The 20,990-nt window shown below is 70.2% G+C and carries 14 protein-coding genes and 1 tRNA gene; 3 read left to right on the top strand and 12 right to left on the bottom strand.

Going from position 1 to position 20,990, the window contains the following annotated elements; genetic code table 11:
• Positions 1 to 68: 68 nt before the first annotated feature.
• From HMPREF3086_RS11300 to HMPREF3086_RS11285, 4 genes are all read right to left on the bottom strand, one after another.
• A complete protein-coding gene (locus tag HMPREF3086_RS11300; RefSeq protein WP_070721932.1) occupies positions 69 to 1,301 on the bottom strand; it encodes a PQQ-dependent sugar dehydrogenase in 1,233 nt (410 codons plus the stop codon).
• Between the two features lie 55 nt (positions 1,302 to 1,356).
• Positions 1,357 to 2,697 (bottom strand): PQQ-dependent sugar dehydrogenase, encoded by a 1,341-nt coding sequence (locus tag HMPREF3086_RS11295; protein ID WP_246830972.1) that lies wholly within the window; start codon positions 2,695 to 2,697, stop codon positions 1,357 to 1,359.
• A 136-nt stretch (positions 2,698 to 2,833) separates the two neighbouring features.
• Complete coding sequence (locus tag HMPREF3086_RS11290; protein WP_070721930.1) at positions 2,834 to 3,739, bottom strand: MaoC family dehydratase; 906 nt, start codon at positions 3,737 to 3,739, stop codon at positions 2,834 to 2,836.
• Between the two features lie 6 nt (positions 3,740 to 3,745).
• Positions 3,746 to 5,095, bottom strand: a complete 1,350-nt coding sequence (locus HMPREF3086_RS11285; protein ID WP_061914596.1) for a 3-oxoacyl-ACP reductase — start codon at positions 5,093 to 5,095, stop codon at positions 3,746 to 3,748.
• A 123-nt stretch (positions 5,096 to 5,218) separates the two neighbouring features.
• On the opposite strand from HMPREF3086_RS11285, the gene HMPREF3086_RS11280 reads away from it, so the two are divergent.
• Positions 5,219 to 6,532, top strand: coding sequence for an acetyl-CoA C-acetyltransferase (locus HMPREF3086_RS11280; RefSeq protein WP_061229738.1), 1,314 nt, complete (start codon positions 5,219 to 5,221; stop codon positions 6,530 to 6,532).
• Between the two features lie 160 nt (positions 6,533 to 6,692).
• The gene (locus tag HMPREF3086_RS11275; RefSeq protein WP_070721928.1) at positions 6,693 to 8,624 is read left to right on the top strand and encodes a VanW family protein; all 1,932 of its coding nucleotides are present in this window, start codon (positions 6,693 to 6,695) and stop codon (positions 8,622 to 8,624) included.
• Between the two features lie 179 nt (positions 8,625 to 8,803).
• Here the strand turns inward: HMPREF3086_RS11275 and HMPREF3086_RS11270 are convergent, their stop codons facing one another.
• The gene (locus HMPREF3086_RS11270; protein WP_070721927.1) at positions 8,804 to 10,444 is read right to left on the bottom strand and encodes a catalase; all 1,641 of its coding nucleotides are present in this window, start codon (positions 10,442 to 10,444) and stop codon (positions 8,804 to 8,806) included.
• Positions 10,445 to 10,655: 211 nt separating this feature from the next.
• A complete protein-coding gene (locus HMPREF3086_RS11265) occupies positions 10,656 to 12,494 on the bottom strand; it encodes an acyl-CoA dehydrogenase (protein ID WP_070721925.1) in 1,839 nt (612 codons plus the stop codon).
• Between the two features lie 241 nt (positions 12,495 to 12,735).
• Between HMPREF3086_RS11265 and HMPREF3086_RS11260 the strand changes: the two genes are divergently transcribed.
• A complete protein-coding gene (locus tag HMPREF3086_RS11260; RefSeq protein WP_070721934.1) occupies positions 12,736 to 13,713 on the top strand; it encodes a methyl-accepting chemotaxis protein in 978 nt (325 codons plus the stop codon).
• A gap of 49 nt (positions 13,714 to 13,762) precedes the next feature.
• Here the strand turns inward: HMPREF3086_RS11260 and HMPREF3086_RS11255 are convergent, their stop codons facing one another.
• The 6 genes from HMPREF3086_RS11255 to HMPREF3086_RS11230 form a co-directional block, all read right to left on the bottom strand.
• A complete protein-coding gene (locus tag HMPREF3086_RS11255) occupies positions 13,763 to 15,046 on the bottom strand; it encodes an RsbRD N-terminal domain-containing protein (protein ID WP_061914611.1) in 1,284 nt (427 codons plus the stop codon).
• Between the two features lie 62 nt (positions 15,047 to 15,108).
• The gene (locus HMPREF3086_RS11250; protein ID WP_061914614.1) at positions 15,109 to 16,527 is read right to left on the bottom strand and encodes a phytoene desaturase family protein; all 1,419 of its coding nucleotides are present in this window, start codon (positions 16,525 to 16,527) and stop codon (positions 15,109 to 15,111) included.
• Between the two features lie 4 nt (positions 16,528 to 16,531).
• Positions 16,532 to 18,412 carry a DUF3556 domain-containing protein gene (locus HMPREF3086_RS11245; RefSeq protein WP_083324412.1) on the bottom strand — a complete coding sequence of 627 codons (1,881 nt, stop codon included), beginning with the start codon at positions 18,410 to 18,412 and terminating at the stop codon, positions 16,532 to 16,534.
• 109 nt (positions 18,413 to 18,521) lie between these two features.
• Entirely contained in the window at positions 18,522 to 19,979 is a 1,458-nt protein-coding gene (locus HMPREF3086_RS11240; RefSeq protein WP_061914617.1) for a class I adenylate-forming enzyme family protein, read from the bottom strand.
• 248 nt (positions 19,980 to 20,227) lie between these two features.
• Positions 20,228 to 20,298, bottom strand: a tRNA-Gly gene (locus HMPREF3086_RS11235).
• A gap of 61 nt (positions 20,299 to 20,359) precedes the next feature.
• Positions 20,360 to 20,617, bottom strand: coding sequence for a hypothetical protein (locus HMPREF3086_RS11230; RefSeq protein WP_061914620.1), 258 nt, complete (start codon positions 20,615 to 20,617; stop codon positions 20,360 to 20,362).
• Positions 20,618 to 20,990 lie beyond the last annotated feature (373 nt).

Genomic DNA, 20,990 nt, shown 5'->3' with positions numbered 1-20,990 from the left:
GGCTACGCGGTCGCGTTGGCCGACGCCGCCCGGCGCGTGCTGGCGCTCTAGTCGCCCGGCGGCCGCCGTCAGGCTCCGGCGGGGCTGACCCGGAACACCGAGTCGCGACCGTCGCCGTCGGAGGTGGTCACCAGCAGTGAGCCGTCCGGCTCGGGGGCCAGGGACCGCAGCCGGCCGAACTCGCCCTCGAGCAGCACGGAGGCGTCGATCACCGAGCGGCCGTCGTCGCTCAGTCGGAGCAGCACCAGCTTCTGTGTCTTGAGGTTGGCCATCGCCAGCGCGCCGGCCCACTCGCCCCACTCGGGGCCGAGGAACTCGATGTCCGCGGGCGCCAGCGTCGGGGCGCCCGAGGACCAGACGGCCTCGATCGCGTCCGGGAACCTGGCGGTGTCGGTCATCGGCACGTTCTGGTCGTAGCGGCCGCCGACGTCGGGGTTCCAGCCGTAGTTCCCGCCGGGTTCGAGCAGGTTCACCTCGTCGTCGACGTCCGGGCCGTGCTCGGCGGAGTAGATCCGGCCGGTGTCGGGGTGGATCGCCAGACCCTGGATGTTGCGGTGGCCGATCGTGTGGACCACCGAGTCCCCCGTCGCGGGGTCGCCGTCCGGCGTGATGTGCAGGTTCTTGCCGGCCAGCGACTCGGGGTCCTGAGGGGCCGGGCCGGTGAAGGTGTCCCCGGTGCCGATGTAGATGGAACCGTCGGGGGCGGTGAGCAGGCGGCAGCCGCTGTGGAGGCCGGTCGCGCCGAGTGGGATCCCGGTGAGGGTGTCGCGGACCTTCGTCATGGCGGTCCAGTCCTCGTCGACGGCGAAGGTGGAGATCCGGTTGTCACGCTCGCCCCCGAGCGACCGCGACCAGCACACGTGGATCTCGCGGTTCTGAGCGAAGCCCGCGTCCACGGCCATGCCCATCAGACCGCTCTCGGACTGCCGGAACAGGCCCGGCAGGTCGATCCCGATCTCGCGCTGCTCCTCACCGGGGCGCTGCACGACCATCCGTCCGCCCCGCTCGCCGGTGAGGAGGGTCCCCTCCGGTGCGCGGACCACGTCCCACGGGATGGTCAGCCCGTCCATGACCGTCTCGGTCTCGACCGCCGGGCCCTCCACTACCGCGACGCCCTCGCCGGCGCCGATACCCGGGGTGGCGGGGAAGAGGCTGCCCGGCGGGATGAGGCTGGTGTCGATCGACCCGGACGAGCCGCCGGGCAGGCTGCTCTGGGCGCAGGCGGTGAGGGGGACGGCGACGGTGACCGCCGCCGCGGCGGCGAGCCCGGCGAGGGTACGGGGGAAGGTGGAACTGGGCACGGCTGCTCCTGGGTCGGACGACTCGGGGAGGGGATCAACCTCCGTGCGTCCGAACCTATTCGACCCCCGGCGCCGGCGGCACCGGAACGGCGGCGGGCCGGATTCGGAGCACCTCGTCACGGCCGCCTCCGTTCGAGGTGGTGGCCAGCAGCGTGCCGCCGGGCTCGGCGGTCAGGGAGCGGATGCGGCCGTGCTCGCCGGGGATGACGGCCCCGAGCTCCAGCACGCCGGTCCCGTTCTCGTCGAGCCTCATCAGCACGATCTGCTTGGTCTTGAGCATCGCGACCGCCAGCGCGCCGTCCCACTCGCCCCACGCCGGATCGTCCAGGAACGCGATCCCGCTCGTCGCGAGCGTGGGATCGCCGGACGACCACGTCGCCTCGACCGCGTCGGGGAACCTCACCAGATCCGTCATGGGCGAGGCGTCGTCATGGTCGCGCTCGTTGATCCCGGGCCGCAGCGGGTCCCACCCGTAGTTGCCGCCGGCTCGCAGCTGGTTGATCTCGTCGTCGCGGTGCGTGCCGTGCTCGGCCGAGAAGAGGCGTCCCGTCCCCGGCTGCAGGGCCAGGCCCTGGACGTTGCGGTGGCCGAAGGTGAAGATGCGCGGGTCCGCGCCCGGAATTCGGGCCGGGCGCTGTGTGGGGGAGCCGTCGCGGGTCACGTGCAGGACCTTGCCGCCGAGCGACCGCAGGTCCTGGGGGACCGCGCCGTGGAAGGTGTCACCGGTGCCGATGTAGAGCGTGCCGTCCGGGTGGGCGAGAATGCGGCACCCGGAGTGGTGGCCGATGTTCTGCCGGGCGATGCCGGGGACGATCACCTCGGGATCCTCGAGCGCCGACCAGTCGTCCGCCGCGCGCCAGGCGGTGACGCGGCTGTCACCGGGCGTGCCATCGGCGAAGTTCTCCGAGTGGCAGGTGTAGACCTCGCGGCTCTGGGCGAAGTCGGGCGCCAACGCCACACCCATCAGGCCGCTCTCGCCGCCGGTGAACAGGTCCCCGAAGTCGGCCGCGACGTCGGTGGTCGTCCCGTCGGGGTGGATCGCGACAACCCTGCCCGTCCCGCGCTCACCGGTCACCACCACGCCGTTCGGATCGCGGACCACGTCCCACGGGATGGTCAGGCCGCCGACCAGTGTCTCCACCTCGACCCCCGGCCCGGCGGGCAGGGGCTCGTCCGGATAGCGGTCCTCGGGTCGGGCGGCCGGCGCGCCCAACGAACCCGCGGACCCGGCGGACCCGACCGACCCGATCGACCCGGCTGAGCCCGACCCGGCCGAGCCCGACCCGGCCGAGCCCGATGAACCGGCGTCCAGCGACCCGGACAGTGAACCGGGCGCCGCACTCTGGGCGTTCGCGGTCAACGGAACCACCATCGCGGTGACGGCCGCGACCGTCACCGCACCGACGATCGATCCGAGGGCTCAGATGACGATATCCGACGCCTACGACACCCCCAGACGACAGGAGCGCCCCGCACGCCGCCTCTCGGGCGGTGCGTGCGGGACGCTCTCGTCGATGCGTGCGCCGCGGGGCCTAGAGTTCCTCGATCGTCGCCGTCGCGTGCACGGTCTCCAGCTTCTTGGGGTTGCGCACGGCCAGCGACCAGGCCGGGTCGCCGGCCCCTCCGCGCCGGGCGTAGATCCCCAGCTTGGCGGGCAGGATCACCGGCTTGCCGAACTCCACCGAGTAGCGGGCGCGCCGGGGGATCTCGCCCTCGACCACGCCGAGCAGCGTCGCGGCGGTCCACATTCCGTGGGCGATGACGTTCGGGAACCCGAACGCCTTGGCGCCCACGCGGGAGACGTGGATCGGGTTGCGGTCGCCGGACACGGCCGCGTACTCCGAGATCTGCGCCTCGGACACCGACTTCACCACCGTGGGGTCGCCGATCTCGGCCGCGGTGGGCGGCGCGGGCTTAGGCGGGCGCGGCGCGTCCTTCGGCGGGGTCAGGGAGGTCCTGCGCTTGGAGAGCAGGCCCGACCGCTGCACCCAGGCGGGCTCGTCGTCGTCGCCTGTCCTGATCTCGGTGACCACGTCCAACAGCAACCCCGCCGGATGCTCCCGCAGGTTCTCGGCGTGCGCGCGGATGTTGAGCTCGTCGCCGACGCGCAGCGCGCGGCGCGATTCGATCTCGTTGGTCAGGTGCACCGAGCCCATGGCCGGCACCGGGTAGTCCGGGTCCAGCATGAGCTGCATGCTCAAGGGGAACGCCAGCGTGAACGGGTACGTCAGCGGCAGCTCGTCGGTCAGGCGCAGGCCGCACACGCGCGCGTAGGCGGCGAGGTTCGCCACGTCCACGCGCACGCCGGTGACCTCGACGCCCTTCGACGGCATCGACTTTCCGTCACGGGAGCCGCCGACGACAGGGAGGGCGCCGACCGCGGCCTTGCCGTACTGGCCGAGCAGGTTGGGGATTCCGGGGAGCCGGGTGTATTCCACGATCGATCACGCCCCCAGCAGCGACTGCCCGCACACGCGGATCACGTTGTCGGTGACCGCGGAGGAGGCGGGGTTGGCGAAGAAGGCGATGGTCTCGGCCACGTCGACCGGCAGGCCGCCCTGCTGCAGGGAGTTCATGCGGCGACCGGCCTCGCGGGTCGCGAACGGGATGGCGGCGGTCATCTGGGTCTCGATGAAGCCCGGCGCCACGGCGTTGACCGTGATGTTCTTGGAGGCCAGCTCCGCGGAGGCGCCGTTGACGAAGCCGATCACGCCGGCCTTGGAGGCGGCGTAGTTGGTCTGGCCGCGGTTGCCGGCGATGCCCGCGATGGAGGACACGCCCACCACGCGCGAGCCCTCGCCGAGGATGCCCTTCTCGGCGAGCTCGGCCGTGATCCGCTCGGGGGCGATGAGGTTGACGGCCATGACGGACTCCCAGCGCGCGGCGTCCATGCCGGCGAGGGTCTTGTCCCGGGTGATTCCGGCGTTGTGGACGAGGATGTCGAGGCGGCCGTCGTGACGCTCGGTGACGTGCTTGGCCAGCACCTCGGCGGCGTCGGCGGCGGTGACGTCGAGCGGCAGGGAGGTGCCGCCGACCTTGTTGGCGGTGGCCGAGAGCGACTCGCCCGCGGCGGGGATGTCACAGCAGATCACGTGTGCACCGTCGCGGGCGAGGACCGCCGCGATCTCCGCACCGATGCCGCGCGCGGCCCCGGTGACGACGGCGAGCTTGCCCTCGAGCGGTCGGTCCCACGACGACGGGGCGGTGGCGGAACCGGCGCCCACGCGGAACACCTGGGCGTCGACGTACGCCGACTTGGCCGACAGGACGAACCGCAGGGTCGACTCGAGCCCGGAGGCGCCCGCGTCGGCGTCGGGGGAGACGTACACGAGCTGGACGGTGGAGCCCCGCTTCATCTCCTTGCCGAGCGAGCGCGTGAAGCCCTCGAGCGCGCGCTGGGCGATGCGCTCCTCGACCGAGCCGGTCTCCTCGGGCGTCGTGCCCAGGACGACGATGCGGCCGCTGGCCATGACGCTGCGCACGACCGGGTTGAAGAACTCGTACAGCGCGACCAGGTCTTCGGGCCGCTTGAATGACGTGGCGTCAAAGACGAGGCCGGCGAACTTGTCCTCGGCGCCGGCGGCGGCCAGCTCGTAGTCCCCGGAGAGCATCTCGCGGACGGGCTCGACCAGGCGACCCTCCCCGCCGATGAGGACCGGACCGTGGAGGGCGGGCTGACCGGCCTCGTGACGGCGCAGCTGCTCCGGCTGCGGGAGGCCGACCTTGCCGGCGATGAATGACCCGGGGGCCGAGGTCACGAACTGCGAGTAGAGGTCGAGGTTGCCCTGCGCCATGGCGATCATCTCCTGGGAAAGGTGCGGTACTGCGGGTCGACAAGTAACTTACTGCTGAGTAACAATACTGCCAGGGCCGCGTTTCGGGCCACCGGACACCGAGAACAAACGGGAGTGACACACGTGACCACAAGCCCCCGCAAGGTCGCCATCGTCGGCGGCAACCGAATCCCCTTCGCCCGCTCGAACGGCAAGTACGCGGACGCCTCCAACCAGGACATGCTCACCGCGGCGATCGACGGGCTGGCCAGCCGCTACAACCTGCAGGGCGAGCGCCTCGGGTCCGTCGTCGCCGGCGCCGTGCTCAAGCACTCCCGCGACTTCAACCTCACCCGCGAGTCCGTCATCGGCTCCGTCCTCGACTCGTCGACCCCGGCCTACGACGTGCAGCAGGCCTGCGGTACCGGCCTGGCCGCCGCCATCCAGGTCGCCGACGCGATCGCGCTCGGCCGTATCGAGTCCGGCGTCGCCGGCGGCACCGACACCACCTCGGACGCCCCGTTGGCGGTCAACGACGACCTGCGCAAGACCCTCATCAAGCTCACCGCGGCCAAGAGCAACCTTGACCGACTCAAGCTGCTCGGCGAGATCCGCCCGCAGAGCCTCGTGCCCGAGCAGCCGCAGAACGCCGAGCCGCGCACCGGGCTGTCCATGGGCGAGCACGCCGCGATCACCGCCCGCGAGTTCGGCGTCTCGCGCGCCGACCAGGACGCCCTGGCCGCGGCCAGCCACCGCAACCTCGCCGCCTCCTACGAGTCGGGTTTCCAGGACGACCTGGTCACCCCGTACCTGGGCGTGGCCCGCGACGACAACATGCGGCCCGACTCCTCCGAGGAGAAGCTGGGCAAGCTCAAGCCCGTCTTCGGCAAGCGTGACGCCGAGGCCCACGGCACCGAGGCCACCATGACGGCCGGCAACTCCACCCCGCTCACCGACGGCGCCTCCGCGGTGCTGCTGGCCAGCGAGGAGTGGGCGGCCGAGCACAAGCTGCCCGTCCGCGCCTACCTCGTGGACTCCGAGACCGCCTCCGTGGACTTCATCCACGGCAAGGAAGGGCGCAACCCGGACGGCCTGCTCATGGCCCCCACCTACGCCGTGCCGCGGCTGCTGGCCCGCAACGGCCTCACCCTGCAGGACTTCGACTACTACGAGATCCACGAGGCGTTCGCCTCGCAGGTCCTGGCCACGCTCGCCGCGTGGGAGTCCGAGGAGTACTGCACCGAGCGGCTGGGCCTGGACAAGGCGCTGGGCTCGATCGACCGGTCCAAGCTCAACGTCAACGGCTCCTCGCTGGCGGCCGGCCACCCGTTCGCCGCCACCGGTGGCCGCATCCTGGCCGCCACCGCCAAGCTGCTCGAGCAGAAGGGCGGCGGCCGCGCGCTCGTGTCCATCTGCGCGGCCGGTGGCCAGGGTGTCACCGCGATCGTCGAGCGCTGACCCACCCTCGTAACGCCTGACCTGCAGCCCCCGCGCTCGGCGCGGGGGCTGCGCGCATCGCACCGGTCCGTCATAGTGGTGTGCACAGCGCTTCGTGCGGGAGTCTTGAGGCCGGCGCCCCGCCGGGGACGCCGCCCCGCTTCGTGAGGAGACGTGACGAGTGGAGGAGTCCACCAGCACCGGCGGCGGCCCGGCCCGGCCCGTCGCCATCGAGGGGGCGGGGCCCCGGCCGACCGCGTCCGAGCGGCGCAGCTACCGCGTGCATTCGCGCTGGCTGTACACGGGCGTGGGCGTGTTCATGGCGCTCTCAGTGCTGTACGGATTCGACCTGGTCAACAGCATCGGGCGCGTACCGCGCGGCACCGAGGTCGCCGGGAGCGAGGTCGGGGGGATGACCACGGCCGACGCCGAGCGGCGCCTGGTCGAGGAGTTGGGGCCACAGGTCGACGACGAGGTGGATCTCCGCGCCGGGGCCGTGTCCACGACGCTGGACCCGCAGGCGGTCGGACTGTCGGTGGACTGGCAGGGCACGCTCGACCGGGCCGGTGAGCAGCCCCTCAACCCGATCACCCGGCTGATCAGCCTGGTGTGGTCCACCGACGTCGGCATCGCCAGCGTCATCCCCGACGCCCGGCTCACCGACTTCCTCGAACGGCTCGCGCTGCAGGCCGACTTCGAACCCCGCGAGGGGGCCATCTGGTTCGACCGCGACCAGGTCCGGTCGGCCATCCCGCTCGACGGCCAGCGCCTGCAGATCGAGAACTCCCGCGACGCGGTGCTCGAGCACTGGCTCGACGACGACGGCGTGGACCTGCCCGTGGACTACACGCCCACTGAGACCGACGCCGAGCAGGTCCGCGCACTGATCCGGGACGTGGCCGAACCCGCCGCCACCCGCGACGTGACGCTGCTGGCCTCCCGGATCCGTGAGGACGGGACCGAGCCGCCGGTCACGACCATCACCACCCGGCTGCCGGCCCCACCGCCGCCCGCCGGCCGGGAGCGTCCCGAGTCCGCCGAGCGGGAGATCGAGATGATCGACCCGGACGACCCCGACGCCGTGCCCGTGGTCTTCCCCCGCGATCGGATCGGCGAGTACCTGACCTTCGTCCGCGAGGGCGACGTGCTCGAGCCGCGCTTCGACGCCGACGCCGCCAAGGGGATCCTCGAGCCGCTCCTGGAGCCGACCGAACAGGAGGGCAGGGACGCCGGCTTCGAGTTCAGCGGGACCACCGCCACGGTCGTGCCCGCGGTCCAGGGACGGACGGTCGAGTGGGGTCCGTTGCTCGGTGCTCTCCCCGGCCAGCTCACGGACACCGCGGGCCCGCGCGTGCTGCCGGTCAGCTACGTGGGCCGCGATCCCGAGCTCACCACCGAGGAGGCGGAACGGGCCGGCATCCGCGAGCCGGTCGGTCAGTTCACGGTGGCCGTCGGCGCGAACGGGCGGGCCCAGTCGATGATCGCCTCGCTCGCCGGGCACTTCATCCCCGCGGGGGAGAGCTTCTCGATGGAGGAGCTCGCCGGCACGGTCTCCGGGGACACCTCCGCCGACGCCGTGGCCACCGCACTGTTCAACGCCGCGTTCGAGGCCGGTGCCCAGGATCCGGTGCGCACGTCGCGTGGTGTCGACGGCGACGCGTTCCCCGCCGGGCGGGATGCCACGGCCTCGGCCGACGTGGGGTTCCGCAACGCGCAGGACACGGGGCTCGTGATCGACGCCTCCGGCAGCGGGAACTCGGTGACGGTCCGACTGTGGGGCACTCGCGAATACACCGTCCGTATCTCCACGGCGCCCCGCACGGACGTCCGGCGGGCGCCGACCCGGGTGGTCACCACCGCCGGCTGTACCCCGAGCGCGGGGCGGGACGGCTACACGGCACGGGTCACCCGGACCGTCCAGCGTGGCGGCGCCACCGTCAGCACCGACACCGTGTCGTCCACCTACCCCCCGCGGGAGCGGATCGAGTGCCGGGCCGAGCAGCCCGCCGCTGACGCCGACGCACCGCCACCTCCCCCGCCGCCGCCCGGCCCGGGACCGATCCGCATCCCGGGCCTGCCGGAGATCCGCATCCCCGGCCTGCCCGGCAACTGACAGGCCGCGCCCCACACGCCCGGCGCCGCCCGCACGCACGGCGCCGCCCGCACGAACAAAATCCGCTACCCTCCGCCCGGATCCGCTACTCCTGTCGGGGTAGCGGATCCGGATTCCGGGTAGCGGATTTCGGTGGGGTGGCCCGGCCGGTGGGGGCCGGCCGGGCCGGTGCGCGGCTGTCAGCGCTCGACGACGACCCGCTCGTTGGGCACGCAGTGCGTCATCGTCAGGCCCTCCACGTTGCGGGGGCCGTTCTTGCCGAGATTGGCCATGCGCTCGCGCTCCTCGTCGGTCAGCTGCTGCTTGGGCAGCGGCTCGAGGTGACGGACGTCGTCGGCCGAGATGCCCAGACCGTCGCCGACGCGCTGGCCGAGCTCGTCCTCGCACATGAACAGGTGCCAGACCATACGCTCCTGCACCTCGCGGGTGGCCTGCCCGATGTTGTCGATGAAGTTCTTCACGAGGTCGTCGCGCTCCCAGTCCTCCATGAGGCGGAAGCGCTGGCCCGCCTGCACGTAGTCGTTGGTGCGGGGGTACTCGCTGCGCGTGAGGCGACCCCGCAGCTCGGGACCCACCTCCTCCTCGCCTGTCGGCTCGGACTCGTGCAGGCCGTTCATCGTGGACGGCTCGTAGTTGACGTGGGGGTTCTGCCCCTGCAGATCCACTCCGTACGACATCGAGCCGCCGCGCTGGTTCGTGGCGACCGTGGCGTTCTTGGCGCTGTTGACGGGCAGTTGCAGGTAGTTGGCGCCGACGCGGTAACGCTGGGTGTCGCTGTAGGAGAACGTGCGACCGACCAGCATCTTGTCGTCGGAGAACTCCAGGCCGTCGACCAGGACGCCGGTACCGAACGAGATCTGCTCGTTCTCGTTGTGGTGGTCGGTGATGTTGCGGTTGAGCGTCATGGTGCCGACCAGCTTCGGCTCGAAGTCGTTCTCCGGCCACGTCTTGGTGTCGTCCAGCGGGTCGAAGTCCAGCTCGGGATGGTCGTCATCCGACATCATCTGCACGACCAGATCCCACTTGGGGTAGTCGCCGTTCTCGATGGCCTCGTACAGATCCTTGGAGGCGTGACCGGTGTCGTTGGCCTGGATGTTCGCCGCGTCCTCCTCGGTGAGGCTCTTGACACCCTGATGGGGCAGCCAGTGGTACTTCACCAGATGGCTCTCGCCCTCGGCGTTGACCCAGCGGTAGGTGTTCACGCCGAAGCCCTGCATGTGCCGGTAGTCGGCCGGGATGCCGCGGGGGCTGAAGAGGTTGACCAGCATGTGCATCGCCTCCGGCGACTGCGACATGAAGTCGTAGATCCGCGCGGGGTCCTGGCGGAACGTGATGGGGTCGGGCTTGAGGGAGTGGATGACGTCCGGGAACTTGATGGCGTCGCGGATGAAGAAGACGCCGAGGTTGTTGCCGACGAGGTCCCAGTTGCCGTCCTCCGTGTAGAACTTCACCGCGAAGCCGCGCGGGTCCCGCGCCACCTCGGAGGAGTCCCGGCCGCCGATCACCGTGGAGAAGCGGATGGCGACGTCGGTCTTCTTGCCCGCCTCCTGGAACAGCTTGGCCCTGGTGTACTTCGAGATGGGCTCGTCGCCCCACTTCCCGGTCGCCTCGAACTCGCCGTACGCGACGAAACCGCGCGCGTGGACGACCCGCTCCGGGATCCGCTCGCGGTCGAAGTGGCTGATCTTCTCCAGGAACTGGTAGTTCTCCAGCGTCGCCGGCCCGCGGGCCCCGACGGTGCGGGTGTTCTGGTTGTCGTGGACCGGGTGTCCCTGGCGGGTGGTCAGAACGGGGTCGTCGTGCCTGCGCTCCTCGGACATCGATTCTCCTCGGGTAGAAGGCTTCGCCCGTCCGGTGGGGCTGGTCGTGGCCCCGACCCTAGGACTCGGGGCTTCCCGCTACCACCGCTCGCGCAAATACGAAATCCGCTACCCGGCCTCCGGATCCGCTACCCGTGGAGAGGGAGCGGATCCGGAGCCGGAGTAGCGGATTCGTCTAGCGGTCGGGGCGGGCCCGCCCGTCAGAGGTGAGTCAGAACGCGGCCTCGTCCAGCTCCATGAGCTCGTTGCCGAGCCCCGAGACGATTCCCCGGGTGGCGGTGAGGAGGGGCAGTTCGTTCGTCGCGAACCACCGGGCGGCGGCGATCTTGCCGTTGTAGAAGGCCTTGTCGTCGTCAGACGCGCCGTCCACCTTGCCCAGGGCGACCTCGGCGCCGACCAGCAGACGCCAACCCATCATGAGGTCACCGAACGCCATGAGCACGCGCACCGATGCGAGCCCGATCGTGTACAGGCGCTTCGGCTCGTCCTGGGAGCCCATGAGGTGCTCGAAGCACGTGCCGATCATGGCCTCGACGTCGGCCAGCGCGGTGGCCAGCAGCTCGCGCTCGGCGGCCAGCTTCCCGCCGCACGCGTCGTTCTCGAGGAAGTGCTTGATCTGCGCGGAGATGTGACCGACCGCGGTCCCACGGTCTCGGGCGATCTTGCGGAAGAAGAAGTCCTGCGCCTGGATGGCCGTCGTGCCCTCGTAGAGGGAGTCGATCTTGGCGTCACGAATGTACTGCTCGATGGGGTAGTCCTGCAGGAAGCCCGACCCACCGAAGGTCTGCAGCGACTCCGTCAGCAGCTCGTAGGCACGCTCGGAACCGACACCCTTGACGATCGGCAGGAGCAGGTCGTTGACGCGGTGGGCCAGAGCAGCGTCCGCGCCCGACGCGCGCACGGCTGTCTCGGGGTCCTGGTGGGCGGCGGTGTACATGTACACCGCGCGCAGGCCCTCGGCGAACGCCTTCTGGCGGATGAGCGCCCGACGCACGTCCGGGTGATGGGTGATCGTCACGCGGGGCGCGGTCTTGTCGGCCATCTCGGTCATGTCGCCGCCCTGGACGCGCTCCTTGGCGAACTCCAGAGCGTTGAGGTACCCGGTCGACAGGGTCGAAATGGCCTTGGTGCCGACCATCATGCGAGCGTGCTCGATGACGTCGAACATCTGACGGATGCCCTGGTTCAGCTCGTCGCCGCCGACCATCCAGCCCTTGGCGGGCACACCGTGGCCACCGAAGGTGAGCTCACAGGTGGTCGAGGCCTTGATGCCCATCTTGTGCTCGACGCCCGTGACGAACACGCCGTTGCGCTCACCCAGCTCGCCGGACTCGAAGTCGAAGTGGAACTTCGGCACGAAGAACAGGGACAGGCCCTTGGTGCCCGGCCCGGCGCCCTCGGGGCGCGCCAGAACCAGGTGGAAGATGTTCTCGAACATATCGTCCGAGTCGGCCGAGGTGATGAACCGCTTGACGCCCTCGATGTGCCAGGAGCCGTCGTCCTGCTTGACGGCCTTGGTCCGGCCGGCGCCGACGTCCGAACCGGCGTCGGGCTCGGTGAGGACCATGGTGGCGCCCCAGCCACGCTCGACGCAGGTGGCGGCCCACTTCTTCTGTTCCTCGGTACCGTTCTCGTAGAGGACGGCGGCGAAGGCCGGGCCGGCCGAGTACATGAACGCGGGGGCGTTGGAGCCGAGCATCATCTCGCCGACGGCCCACACCATGGCGCGGGGGGCGGGCATGCCGCCGATCTCGTCGGGCAGGCCCATCGACCAGTAGCCGGCGTCGAACCACGCCTTGAACGACTTCTTGAAGTCCTCGGGGATGGAGACCGAGTGGGTCTCCGGGTCGAACACCGGCGGGTTGCGGTCGGCGGAGGCGAAGGACTCGGCAACCGGGCCCTCGGCCAGGGCGGAGACCTCGTCGAGGATGCCCTTGGCGGTCTCGGTGTCCATGTCGCCGAACTCGCCGGCGTCGAGTGCCTCGTTCATGCCAAGGACCTCGAACATGTTGAACTCGAGATCCCGGACGTTGCTCTTGTAGTGACCCATTACGGTCTTCTCCGATCGGAGTGCGTGTCATGGAATTGGTCGCGCCCGAAGAGTCGGTGCTGCTCGCCCACGGGGCCACTGGAACCTACTCGTCGGTAACAACGCCGATGCTAATGCGTTGTCCGCGAACAGTCCAAGGTGAGGGAAGGCTCTGATTCCGCAGGCCGCGTCCCTCCGCGGGTTCCCGGGCGGGCTCGTCGCGGCACCCACGGTGAGGGAGACGGTGGGGCAGAATCACCTCATGGCAGAGATCCAGCGGCGGGCGCCCTCCGCCGTCTCCGTGGTGGGGGCGGCGTTCCGTGTGGTCGAGTGGCAACTCGGGCTGGCCAGGGAGCTGATCCTCCTGCCCGCTCGGGTACTCGCGCTGCTCGACGACGTCCAGGTGGTGGTCGAGCGGATCCAGGACCTGCTCGACGAGGTGAACCGGACCGTGCGGGCGATCGACGGGATCGTCGCCTCCGCGACCAGCACTGTCGACGACGTCCGAACCACCGTCGCCAGGGCCGACCGGATGATCGACCAGGTGGCCGGCACGGTGACCAACGCGAAGGGGGTGGTGCGTCGGGTGGACGGCACCATCGATTCGGCGGAGGGTGTGGTGCGTCGGGTGGACGGCACCATCGATTCGGCGGAGGGTGTGGTGCGTCGGGTGGACGCCACGATCGACTCCGCGGAGGGCGTGGTGCGTCGCGTGGACGCCACCATCGATTCGGCGGAGGGGGTGGTCTCCCGCGTCGGCGCGACCGTGGACACCGCGGACGAACTGGTCCTCGACGCGGGCACGCTCGTGGAGCGGGTCGTGCCGCTGCTCGACTTCGCGGACTCCGCGCTGGCTCCCGTCAAGCCGGTCGTCGAGGCGCTGCTCGTCGACGCCGAGTTCGACCCCGAGGTCGCGCGCCGCGTCGCGACGCGCCTCACCGAGGTGCTCGTGTGGGCGGACAAGACCGTCTCTCTGCTGGAGCCGATCGCCGGCGAGGTCCTCCAGTCGGTCGACCCGGAGGAGATCAAGGCGGTCGTGAAGTTCATCGACCACCTGCCAGCGCTCGGCGAGAGTCTGGAGACCGACATCATGCCGGTGCTCGCCTCGATGGACACGGTCGCCCCGGAGGTCCACCAGATCCTCGAGGTCGCGCAGCAGTGCCTCGAGGCGGTGGCCGGCATCCCGGGCTTCCAACTCCTGCGTCGCCGCGGGGGCGAGAACGGCAGGGCCGCGACATGACGCCGAGCCCCGGGCTCCCGCGGTACGGGGCCGTGAAGGGGCTCATCGGCTACCGCGCGCCGTCCGGTGGCGTCAGGACAACACTGCCCAGCACATCGCAGGTGGCCAGGGCCAGCTGAGTGTCCAGTCGCCGGTCTCCCGGGCGGCGCCCCAACGCGATCTCGGCCTTGGTCAGCCTGTACTTGACCGTGTTCCGGTGCAGGAGCAGTCGGGTCGCGGTGTCCGAGTAGTTCTCCGCCGAATCGAGAAAGACCCGGACGGTCTCGCGCTGGCGGGCCGCGTCCTCGGTGTCCGCGGCGAGACTGCCGAGCACCTCGCCGACCCACCGCCGGGTGGTGCTGAGGTCTTCAGCCAGTCGCGCGATCACCGGGATCCCGTCGTCAGCGTAGGAGACCACGGTCGCCTGGCCGGTCGTGGACGCCTGCGCCACCGTGGCGGCCTGCGCGGCCTGCGTCCGGGTTGTCCGAAAGCCCTCGACACCGGCCCCGGCCGCACCGAACGCCACCCGGGCGCCCCGCGTCGCCGCCAGCGGCACCACCGCCCGGGTGTCGACGGGGTCGCGTCGGCCCTCCATGCCGAACCACGCCTCGGCGGTGGCGCGCCCGGTGGTGATCATCAGCGGGCCCCGGCTCACGCCGAGAGCGCGGGCGAGCTGCCCCACCACGGTCGCCAGCAGCCGGGCCTGATCGGCGACGGTGCCGAAGTCGTCGATCCACACACGGCAACCGACGTGAACCTGGTCGAGTCGATAGCCCGTGACCCTCGCGAACTCGGCGGGGTCCACGTCGTCCCCGTCGACGACGCGGTTGACCAGGGAGTTGATGGACCGCTCCGCCTGATTGTGCGAGTACCGCACCTCCTCCTCGTGGGCGGCGATGACGGTCCGAGTGATCTCGTCGACGTACTGGTAGAGCCAGCCCGCCAGGTGGTGGTACAGCGGGAGCTTCTCGTGGTCGGCGCACTCGATCTCTTGCACTTGGTCGAACACGTGGGCCAGGAGCCGGTCGGACCCGACGTGGTAGGCGCGGCGGAGCGCGGCGCCTGACACGTTCCGCCGGGCGAGCATCACGGCGTAGCTCATCGCGTCCGGGAGCGGAGGCAGGTGGTGGGCCTCCTTGGTGTGGGACAACAGGTCGATGATCACCTGCACGTTGTTCACGACGCTGTCGTGCAGCGAAGCCCGCATCTCCTCCTCGGTGAGCTCGCCGATGGCCTCCTCGATGGCGGCGGTCATGCTCTCGGCGATGGCATCGGTCTCCGAGCTGAGCCGCAGTCCGATCTGGCGGGTCAGCTCGCGGAGACGTTCGGGATTCTGGGGCGTGGTGCTGAGCATGCTCTCCGGCGGGGCCGCACCCGTGTCCCGGGGCGGGGTCCTGCCTTGTCCTTCCTGCGAGATCACCGCCGGGACAGGTATGTCAGGGCGGAGCGGGCCGCGTTCCACCCGGCCATCCCGTGTGCGCCGGCACCGGGGGGAGTGGCCGCCGAGCAGAGGTAGACGCCCGGCACTCCGGTCGAATACGGATCGATGGCGACCCTCGGACGGAAGACCAGCTGCCGGGGGGCATTGGCACCCGTGACGATATCGCCGTCCACGTAGTTCGGGTTGTGATCTGCGATCTCGCGGGGCGAGCGCGTGTGAACGTAGTGGACGCGGTCCCGGAAGCCGGGGGCGAACCGCTCGATCTGATCGATGATCGTCTGCGTGGCGTCCCCCGTCCAGCCCGCGGGGACGTGGGCGTACGCGTCGACCGGGTGCACCCCGTCCCGGGCCCTGCCGGGGTCGGCGACCGACTGCTGGCCGACCAGGACGAACGGACGGTCGGGCATCTCCCCGCGAACGACCTGGCGCTCTGCGGCGGCGACCTCCGCGAACGTGCCGCCGACATGGACGGTGCCCGCGTGCCGCGACGGCTCGTGCGACCACGGGATGCCCCCCTCGACCGCGAACGCGACCTGGAACGCGGCCGGGCCGTGGCGGAAGCGGCGGTAGGCCCTGTCGACCCGCCGGGGCAGCACGCCGGCGAGTATCCGGGCTGCCGCCCCGGGGGAGGTGTCGAGCATGACGATGTCCGGCCCGCCGAGTTCCCTCAGGTCGCGGACGGTGGTGCCCGTCTCGATCCGCCCTCCTCGCGCGGTCAACATCGCCGCCATCGTCGCGGAGATCGTCGAGGAGCCACCGACGGCCACCGGCCAGCCGAAGCGGTGGGCGGCGGTGCCCAGTGCGATGCCGATCGCCGACGACATGAACGAGCCCAGGGGCCGGAAGGCGTGCGCGGCGACTCCCGCGAACAGCGCCCGTGCCTCGTCGGTGTGCCACCGGCGGGCCAGCAGCCCGGCCGGCATCGCCGCGTACGCGCCGAACCGGGCCAGCGAGACCGGATGGTCCGGAACGTGTAACAGCGGCCGGAGGAAGTCCTCGGTGATCCGGGGGAATCGCTCGGTGAGGGGGCCGTAGACGCGCTGGTAGGAGGGGCCGTCGGAACCGAGCCCGGCGGCGGTCCGGCCGACCGACTGCCAGACGGCAGCACCTCTGCTGCCGTCGAGGGGGTGCGAGTACTGGACCTCCGGCAGCGCCCATTCCAGTCCGTGCGCCACGAGGTCGAACTGCCGGCTGAACCCGGTGTCGAGGGCGAGCGGGTGGAACCCGGAACAGTGGTCGTGCAGCAGGCCCGGCGTGGTCATCTCTCCGGACCGCGTACCGCCGCCGACGGAGTCGGATGCTTCCAGGACGGTCACATCGACTCCGTCGGCGGCGAGTGTCAACGCGGCTGCCAGACCGTTGGGTCCGCTACCCACGATGATCGCTGTGGGCATGGAGTCAGCTCATCTCCACCGTGGACTTGTCGTGTCCGGTCGCGGGGCCGGGGGCGGAGAGGTCGCCCTCGGCACCAGGGGAGGACGGGACCGCAGCGGAGGCCCGCTTGTCGGCCGGCAGGTACTCGGGGTGACGCCAGGTCACCGTGTACGGGATGGGGCCGTCGGGCAGCCAGGGCTGCTGCTTGACCACATCACGGACGTCGTAGTGGCCGCGTTCGACGACTCCGAGGGAGGCGTCGATGACGCGGTATTCGATCGTCTTCTTGTGCAGCGGCTGGGACTCCGTCCACACGCTGATGAACTCGCCCGGGGCGAAGTTGCAGCGCTTCTGCACGGCAGCGATGGTCCGCTCGTCGAACAGGTGGCCGTCGCCGAACTGCCATCCCGAGAAGAAGGTGCACATGACCTCACCCTCGCGGAAGCGGTAGTTCTCCATACTGTCCAGGTGATCCGGGAAGATCGACATGTGGCCGCGACCCTGGGTGTTCATCATCCGGAACGCGGTCGTCTTCTGTAGGAACATCTCCGCCCCCGCCTCCCCGAACAGGCTCGAGAGCTGGTGCTTCGGCGAGGTCATCGAGGTGACGAACTCCGGGTTGTCCAGCTTGGCCTCGCAGCCGTTGTTGCGGAACGCCATGGTGGAGTTCGCCCAGTTCCCGGCGTACTGGCGCATTGAGATGAGGAACGAGATCTTGTCCGGCCGGAAGTTGCCCACCAGCGGCCCCGTGAGGGTGAGGACCGCGGCGGCCACCACGACCCAGACGCTGCTGGCGTCCCAGAGCGCGTAGCCGTCACCGTTGAAGAAGCCCAGGAACACGATCGGGGTGGCGAAGACGTAGAAGAGGTTCCACTCCTGCGGCATGGCCAGCGCGAACATCGAGTAGATGAAGACGTGGAAGCACATCATGAACGCCGCCGCCAGGACCGCGACGGTCCAGTTGGTGGTGAACAGGAGGATGAGCGGGACCACGAACTCGACGATCGTCCCCATGACGTGCGCGGCGAACCACGCGACCCTGGTGGGCATGAGGTCGTTGGGCGCGTCGCGGTACAGCGAGCGGCGGAGCGCCTTGGACTTCACCAACGGCCCGTTGGTGAGCATCGTTTGCACGGTGGGCGTGAAGTGCACGCCGATCTTCGACAGGAACGCCCCCCACCAGACGGCGAACATGGCGATCTTGGCCACGATGATCATGTCCACGCTGCCGCCGCCGTACAGGGTGAGCAGGCCGAAGCCGAGCAGGATGACCGAGTACTGCTCGGGACGTGAGGCCAGGAAGGTCACCCGGTCACGCAGGCCCAGGATCAACTGCAGCGCCACGTAGGTGATGAAGGGCCAGGCGGGGACGAGGCCCGCCTCGCTGTAGGCGGCCGCCGTCTGCTGCCCCGGCAGCACCAGGCCGAGAGCGAGGCTGGCCAGCATGCCGAAGTACAGCGCGACGTCGATGGCCCTGCGCTCGTCACCCTTGGTGAAGGGCACCTTGTCCGGCCAGGGCGGGAGCCGTAGGGTGCCGGTCCGCATCCAGTAGCGGTAGCCGGCGGTGTTGGGCTTGAACTTGAAGGCGAGCGGCCCCCACGACTCGTTGAAGCCGGTGGCGGACCACAGGACCACCCACAGCATCGCCTTCTGGTAGACGATGAGCTCGCCCCACCAGGCGCCCAGGTCGGTCAGTGGCAGACCGGGCGTCGACAGGCCGATGATGAGCCAGCCACCGATGAAGAAGAACAGGCCCTTGACGAGGTAGAGGGAGTGCATGATCTTCGGGGCGCCGAAGCCGTGGTCCACCCAGTGGTGGGCGAGCAGCTTCATCCGCTCCATGACGGGGATCGACTCGAACTTCTCCGGGTCGATGTCGGGTACGTCGGCTTGTAGGAATGCCACTGGTACTCCTTGTCGGTGGTGAGGGTGGCGGTGAGGGATCGGGTGGGGAGGGGTCTGGGGAAGGGGAGGGGCTCGGGAGGGAGCCGGAACAGGGACGCGGGAGGGGCCGTCAGGCCGCGAGCGACGCCCGGAGGCCGGGTTTGTCGATCTTTCCGACGGGGTTTTTGGGCAGTACGGGTGTGATCTCCACGTGCACGGGCACTTTGACCCGTGTGAGGTGCTGGCGGCAGTGCGCGACCACCGCCTCGGCGGTGAGGTCGGCGTCGGGGTAGGGCACCACGAACGCCACGGGGACCTCTCCCATCACGTCGTCGGGCTGACCGACCACGGCGACCTCGAGGACGCCCGGCAGGCTGCCGATCGCGTTCTCGATCTCCTTGGGATAGAGGTTCTCGCCGCCGCGGATGATCATGTCCTTGAGGCGGTCGACGATGGTCAGGTAGCCGTCCTCGTCGAGCCTGCCGACGTCGCCCGTGCGCACCCAGCCGTCGACGATGGTCTCGGCGGTGGCCTCCGGACGGTTGAGGTAGCCGGCCATCACGGTGGGTCCGGTGATGAGGACCTCGCCGGTCTGCCCGGTGGGGACGTCCTGCAGGTTGTCGTCGACGATCCGGATGCGCTGCCCGGGAAGGGCCGGTCCGACGGTGCCGGGTTTGCGTGGGCCGTCGATGGGGTTGACCGCGGAGGCGCAGGTGGCCTCGGTCAGGCCGTATCCCTCGAGGATGGGGGCGTCGAGGAACTCCTCGGCCGCAGCGAGGAGCTCACGGGTGGCCGGGGCGGCGCCGCAGACGGCGAACCGGAGGGATGACATGTCCGGCTGCCGCCCCTCGGCCTTGCTGAGAAGAAGGGCGTAGATGGTGGGCACGGCGGAGAAGTAGGTGGGCCGCAGGCGTTCGACCGTGTCGAAGAACCTGGTCGCATCGAACCCGCCGAGGATCGTGAGCTGCGCCCCGACCTGCAGGGGCGCCAGCAGACTGACCATCAGCGCGTTGACGTGGAACAACGGCAACACGAGCAGACAGTGGTCGTCCGCCGTCATCCTCATGGACTCGACCATCATCGCGGACATCGCCGTGGCGTTGTCGTGCGTCAGCATCACGCCCTTGGGGCGTCCGGTGGAGCCGCTGGTGTAGATGACCAGCGCGAGATCGTCGCCTGAGAGGTCGACCGGTTCGAGCGGCACGTCGTCCGTCGAGGCCTTTAGGTCATCAACGCTAATTGTCGGTCGGCCGCCTGAGGGTGCCCCGTGACCGGCGTTCACCACGAGCACGGCGCGGGCGTCCTCGATCTGGTGACCGGCCTCCTCGTGGGTGAAGTTGGGGTTGATCGGCGTGGCCGCCGCGCCGAGATACCAGGCGGCGAGAATCGAGATCACCAGTTCGCTCCGGTTGGGCAGCATCACGGCGACCACGTCGCCCCTGTTCACGCCCTGTTCGCGGAACTGGGCGGCGACGGCGGTCACCCTTTCGTCGAGCTCGCGGAACGACATCTCCGTGGCCTCGTCGCGTACGGCGGGGGCGTCTCCGAACCGATCCGCCAACACTCTCGGGAGGTATCCGGGCTTCACATCGACTCCTCATCACGGTTGGTGTGATCTCGGACACTACCCAGCCGGACCGGCGCCGATCATCGGTTGATGTGACGAAGTTCACGTGCCCGTTTGTGCATCGTGCACTATGTGGGCGTTTCCTGCCGGGTTCGGCGGTGTGCCCGGCGAGGGGGCGCGGGGACGACGACGCCGAATAGCGCCAAAATGACGATCGGGGCACCTCCGGTGAGGAGGTGCCCCGCGAACGACGCCCTTTCGGGCGGTTGAGCCGATGACGGGAATCGAACCCGCGCTGTCTGCTTGGGAAGCAGAAGTTCTACCATTGAACTACATCGGCGGTGCCTGCTCGAGGCGGATTTCAGACTAGCACGAGCCCTGCGTGGCGCAGGGCGCCCGGGTCACTTCTTCCGGGCGGCCTTCCGCTTGGCGCCGGGCGTCATGGGACGCTTGGGCTGGGCGAGGGAGGCGCGGGGGACGAACCCGAACGCCACGCCTCCGATCACGGCCACCGCGATCGCGCCGATGATCCACGGGGTGATGGACCCGCCGCTCGTGATCCCCATCATCACGATGAGCACGGCCACGCCGACGCACACCCACGACCACTGGGTCCAGCGCCAGATGTACTTCGAGGGCTCTTCCCTGATCTCGTCCATGGGCCCATTTCACCACGTCAGCTGCGGTCGGCGCATATCGGCGGCAGCTCGAGGGGGTCGCCGCGGTCGCGGCGGCCGCACCTTGTGGTAGGTCTCACGCCGATTCCGAGCAGATCCGGGAAGGAAGCGGCCCCGCCGGACGCTGAACTGGAGAGCGGTCCGTTTTGTGCGGACGGTCGCCCGGCGGACGGGCACCGTGTACTGGAGGTGCGTGATGGACGACCTGACAGGCCGGCCCGTCGCGGAACGCGTGCGGACGGTGCTCGCGCGGGGCGCGTCGGGAACCGTGGGGGCGGGGATGCTGCGGCGCCCGCTGCGGTCGGCGCGGGTCCGTGACGACGGCGTCGTGGTGCTCGTGGTCGACGTGGGCGGG

Source organism: Dietzia sp. HMSC21D01, from assembly GCF_001815995.1.
In the GTDB taxonomy this organism is placed as follows: Bacteria; Actinomycetota; Actinomycetes; order Mycobacteriales; family Mycobacteriaceae; genus Dietzia; species Dietzia cinnamea.
The sequence above is the reverse complement of the archived record's forward strand: the minus strand, read 5'-3'. Positions and strand labels throughout refer to the sequence as shown.

Coding starts and splice junctions, on each gene's coding strand:
- HMPREF3086_RS11250 (WP_061914614.1), bottom strand. CDS start 16,527: ATGCCCACAGCGATCATCGTGGGTAGCGGACCCAACGGTCTGGCAGCC.
- HMPREF3086_RS11270 (WP_070721927.1), bottom strand. CDS start 10,444: ATGTCCGAGGAGCGCAGGCACGACGACCCCGTTCTGACCACCCGCCAG.
- HMPREF3086_RS11255 (WP_061914611.1), bottom strand. CDS start 15,046: ATGCTCAGCACCACGCCCCAGAATCCCGAACGTCTCCGCGAGCTGACC.
- HMPREF3086_RS11260 (WP_070721934.1), top strand. CDS start 12,736: ATGGCAGAGATCCAGCGGCGGGCGCCCTCCGCCGTCTCCGTGGTGGGG.
- HMPREF3086_RS11230 (WP_061914620.1), bottom strand. CDS start 20,617: ATGGACGAGATCAGGGAAGAGCCCTCGAAGTACATCTGGCGCTGGACC.
- HMPREF3086_RS11285 (WP_061914596.1), bottom strand. CDS start 5,095: ATGGCGCAGGGCAACCTCGACCTCTACTCGCAGTTCGTGACCTCGGCC.
- HMPREF3086_RS11265 (WP_070721925.1), bottom strand. CDS start 12,494: ATGGGTCACTACAAGAGCAACGTCCGGGATCTCGAGTTCAACATGTTC.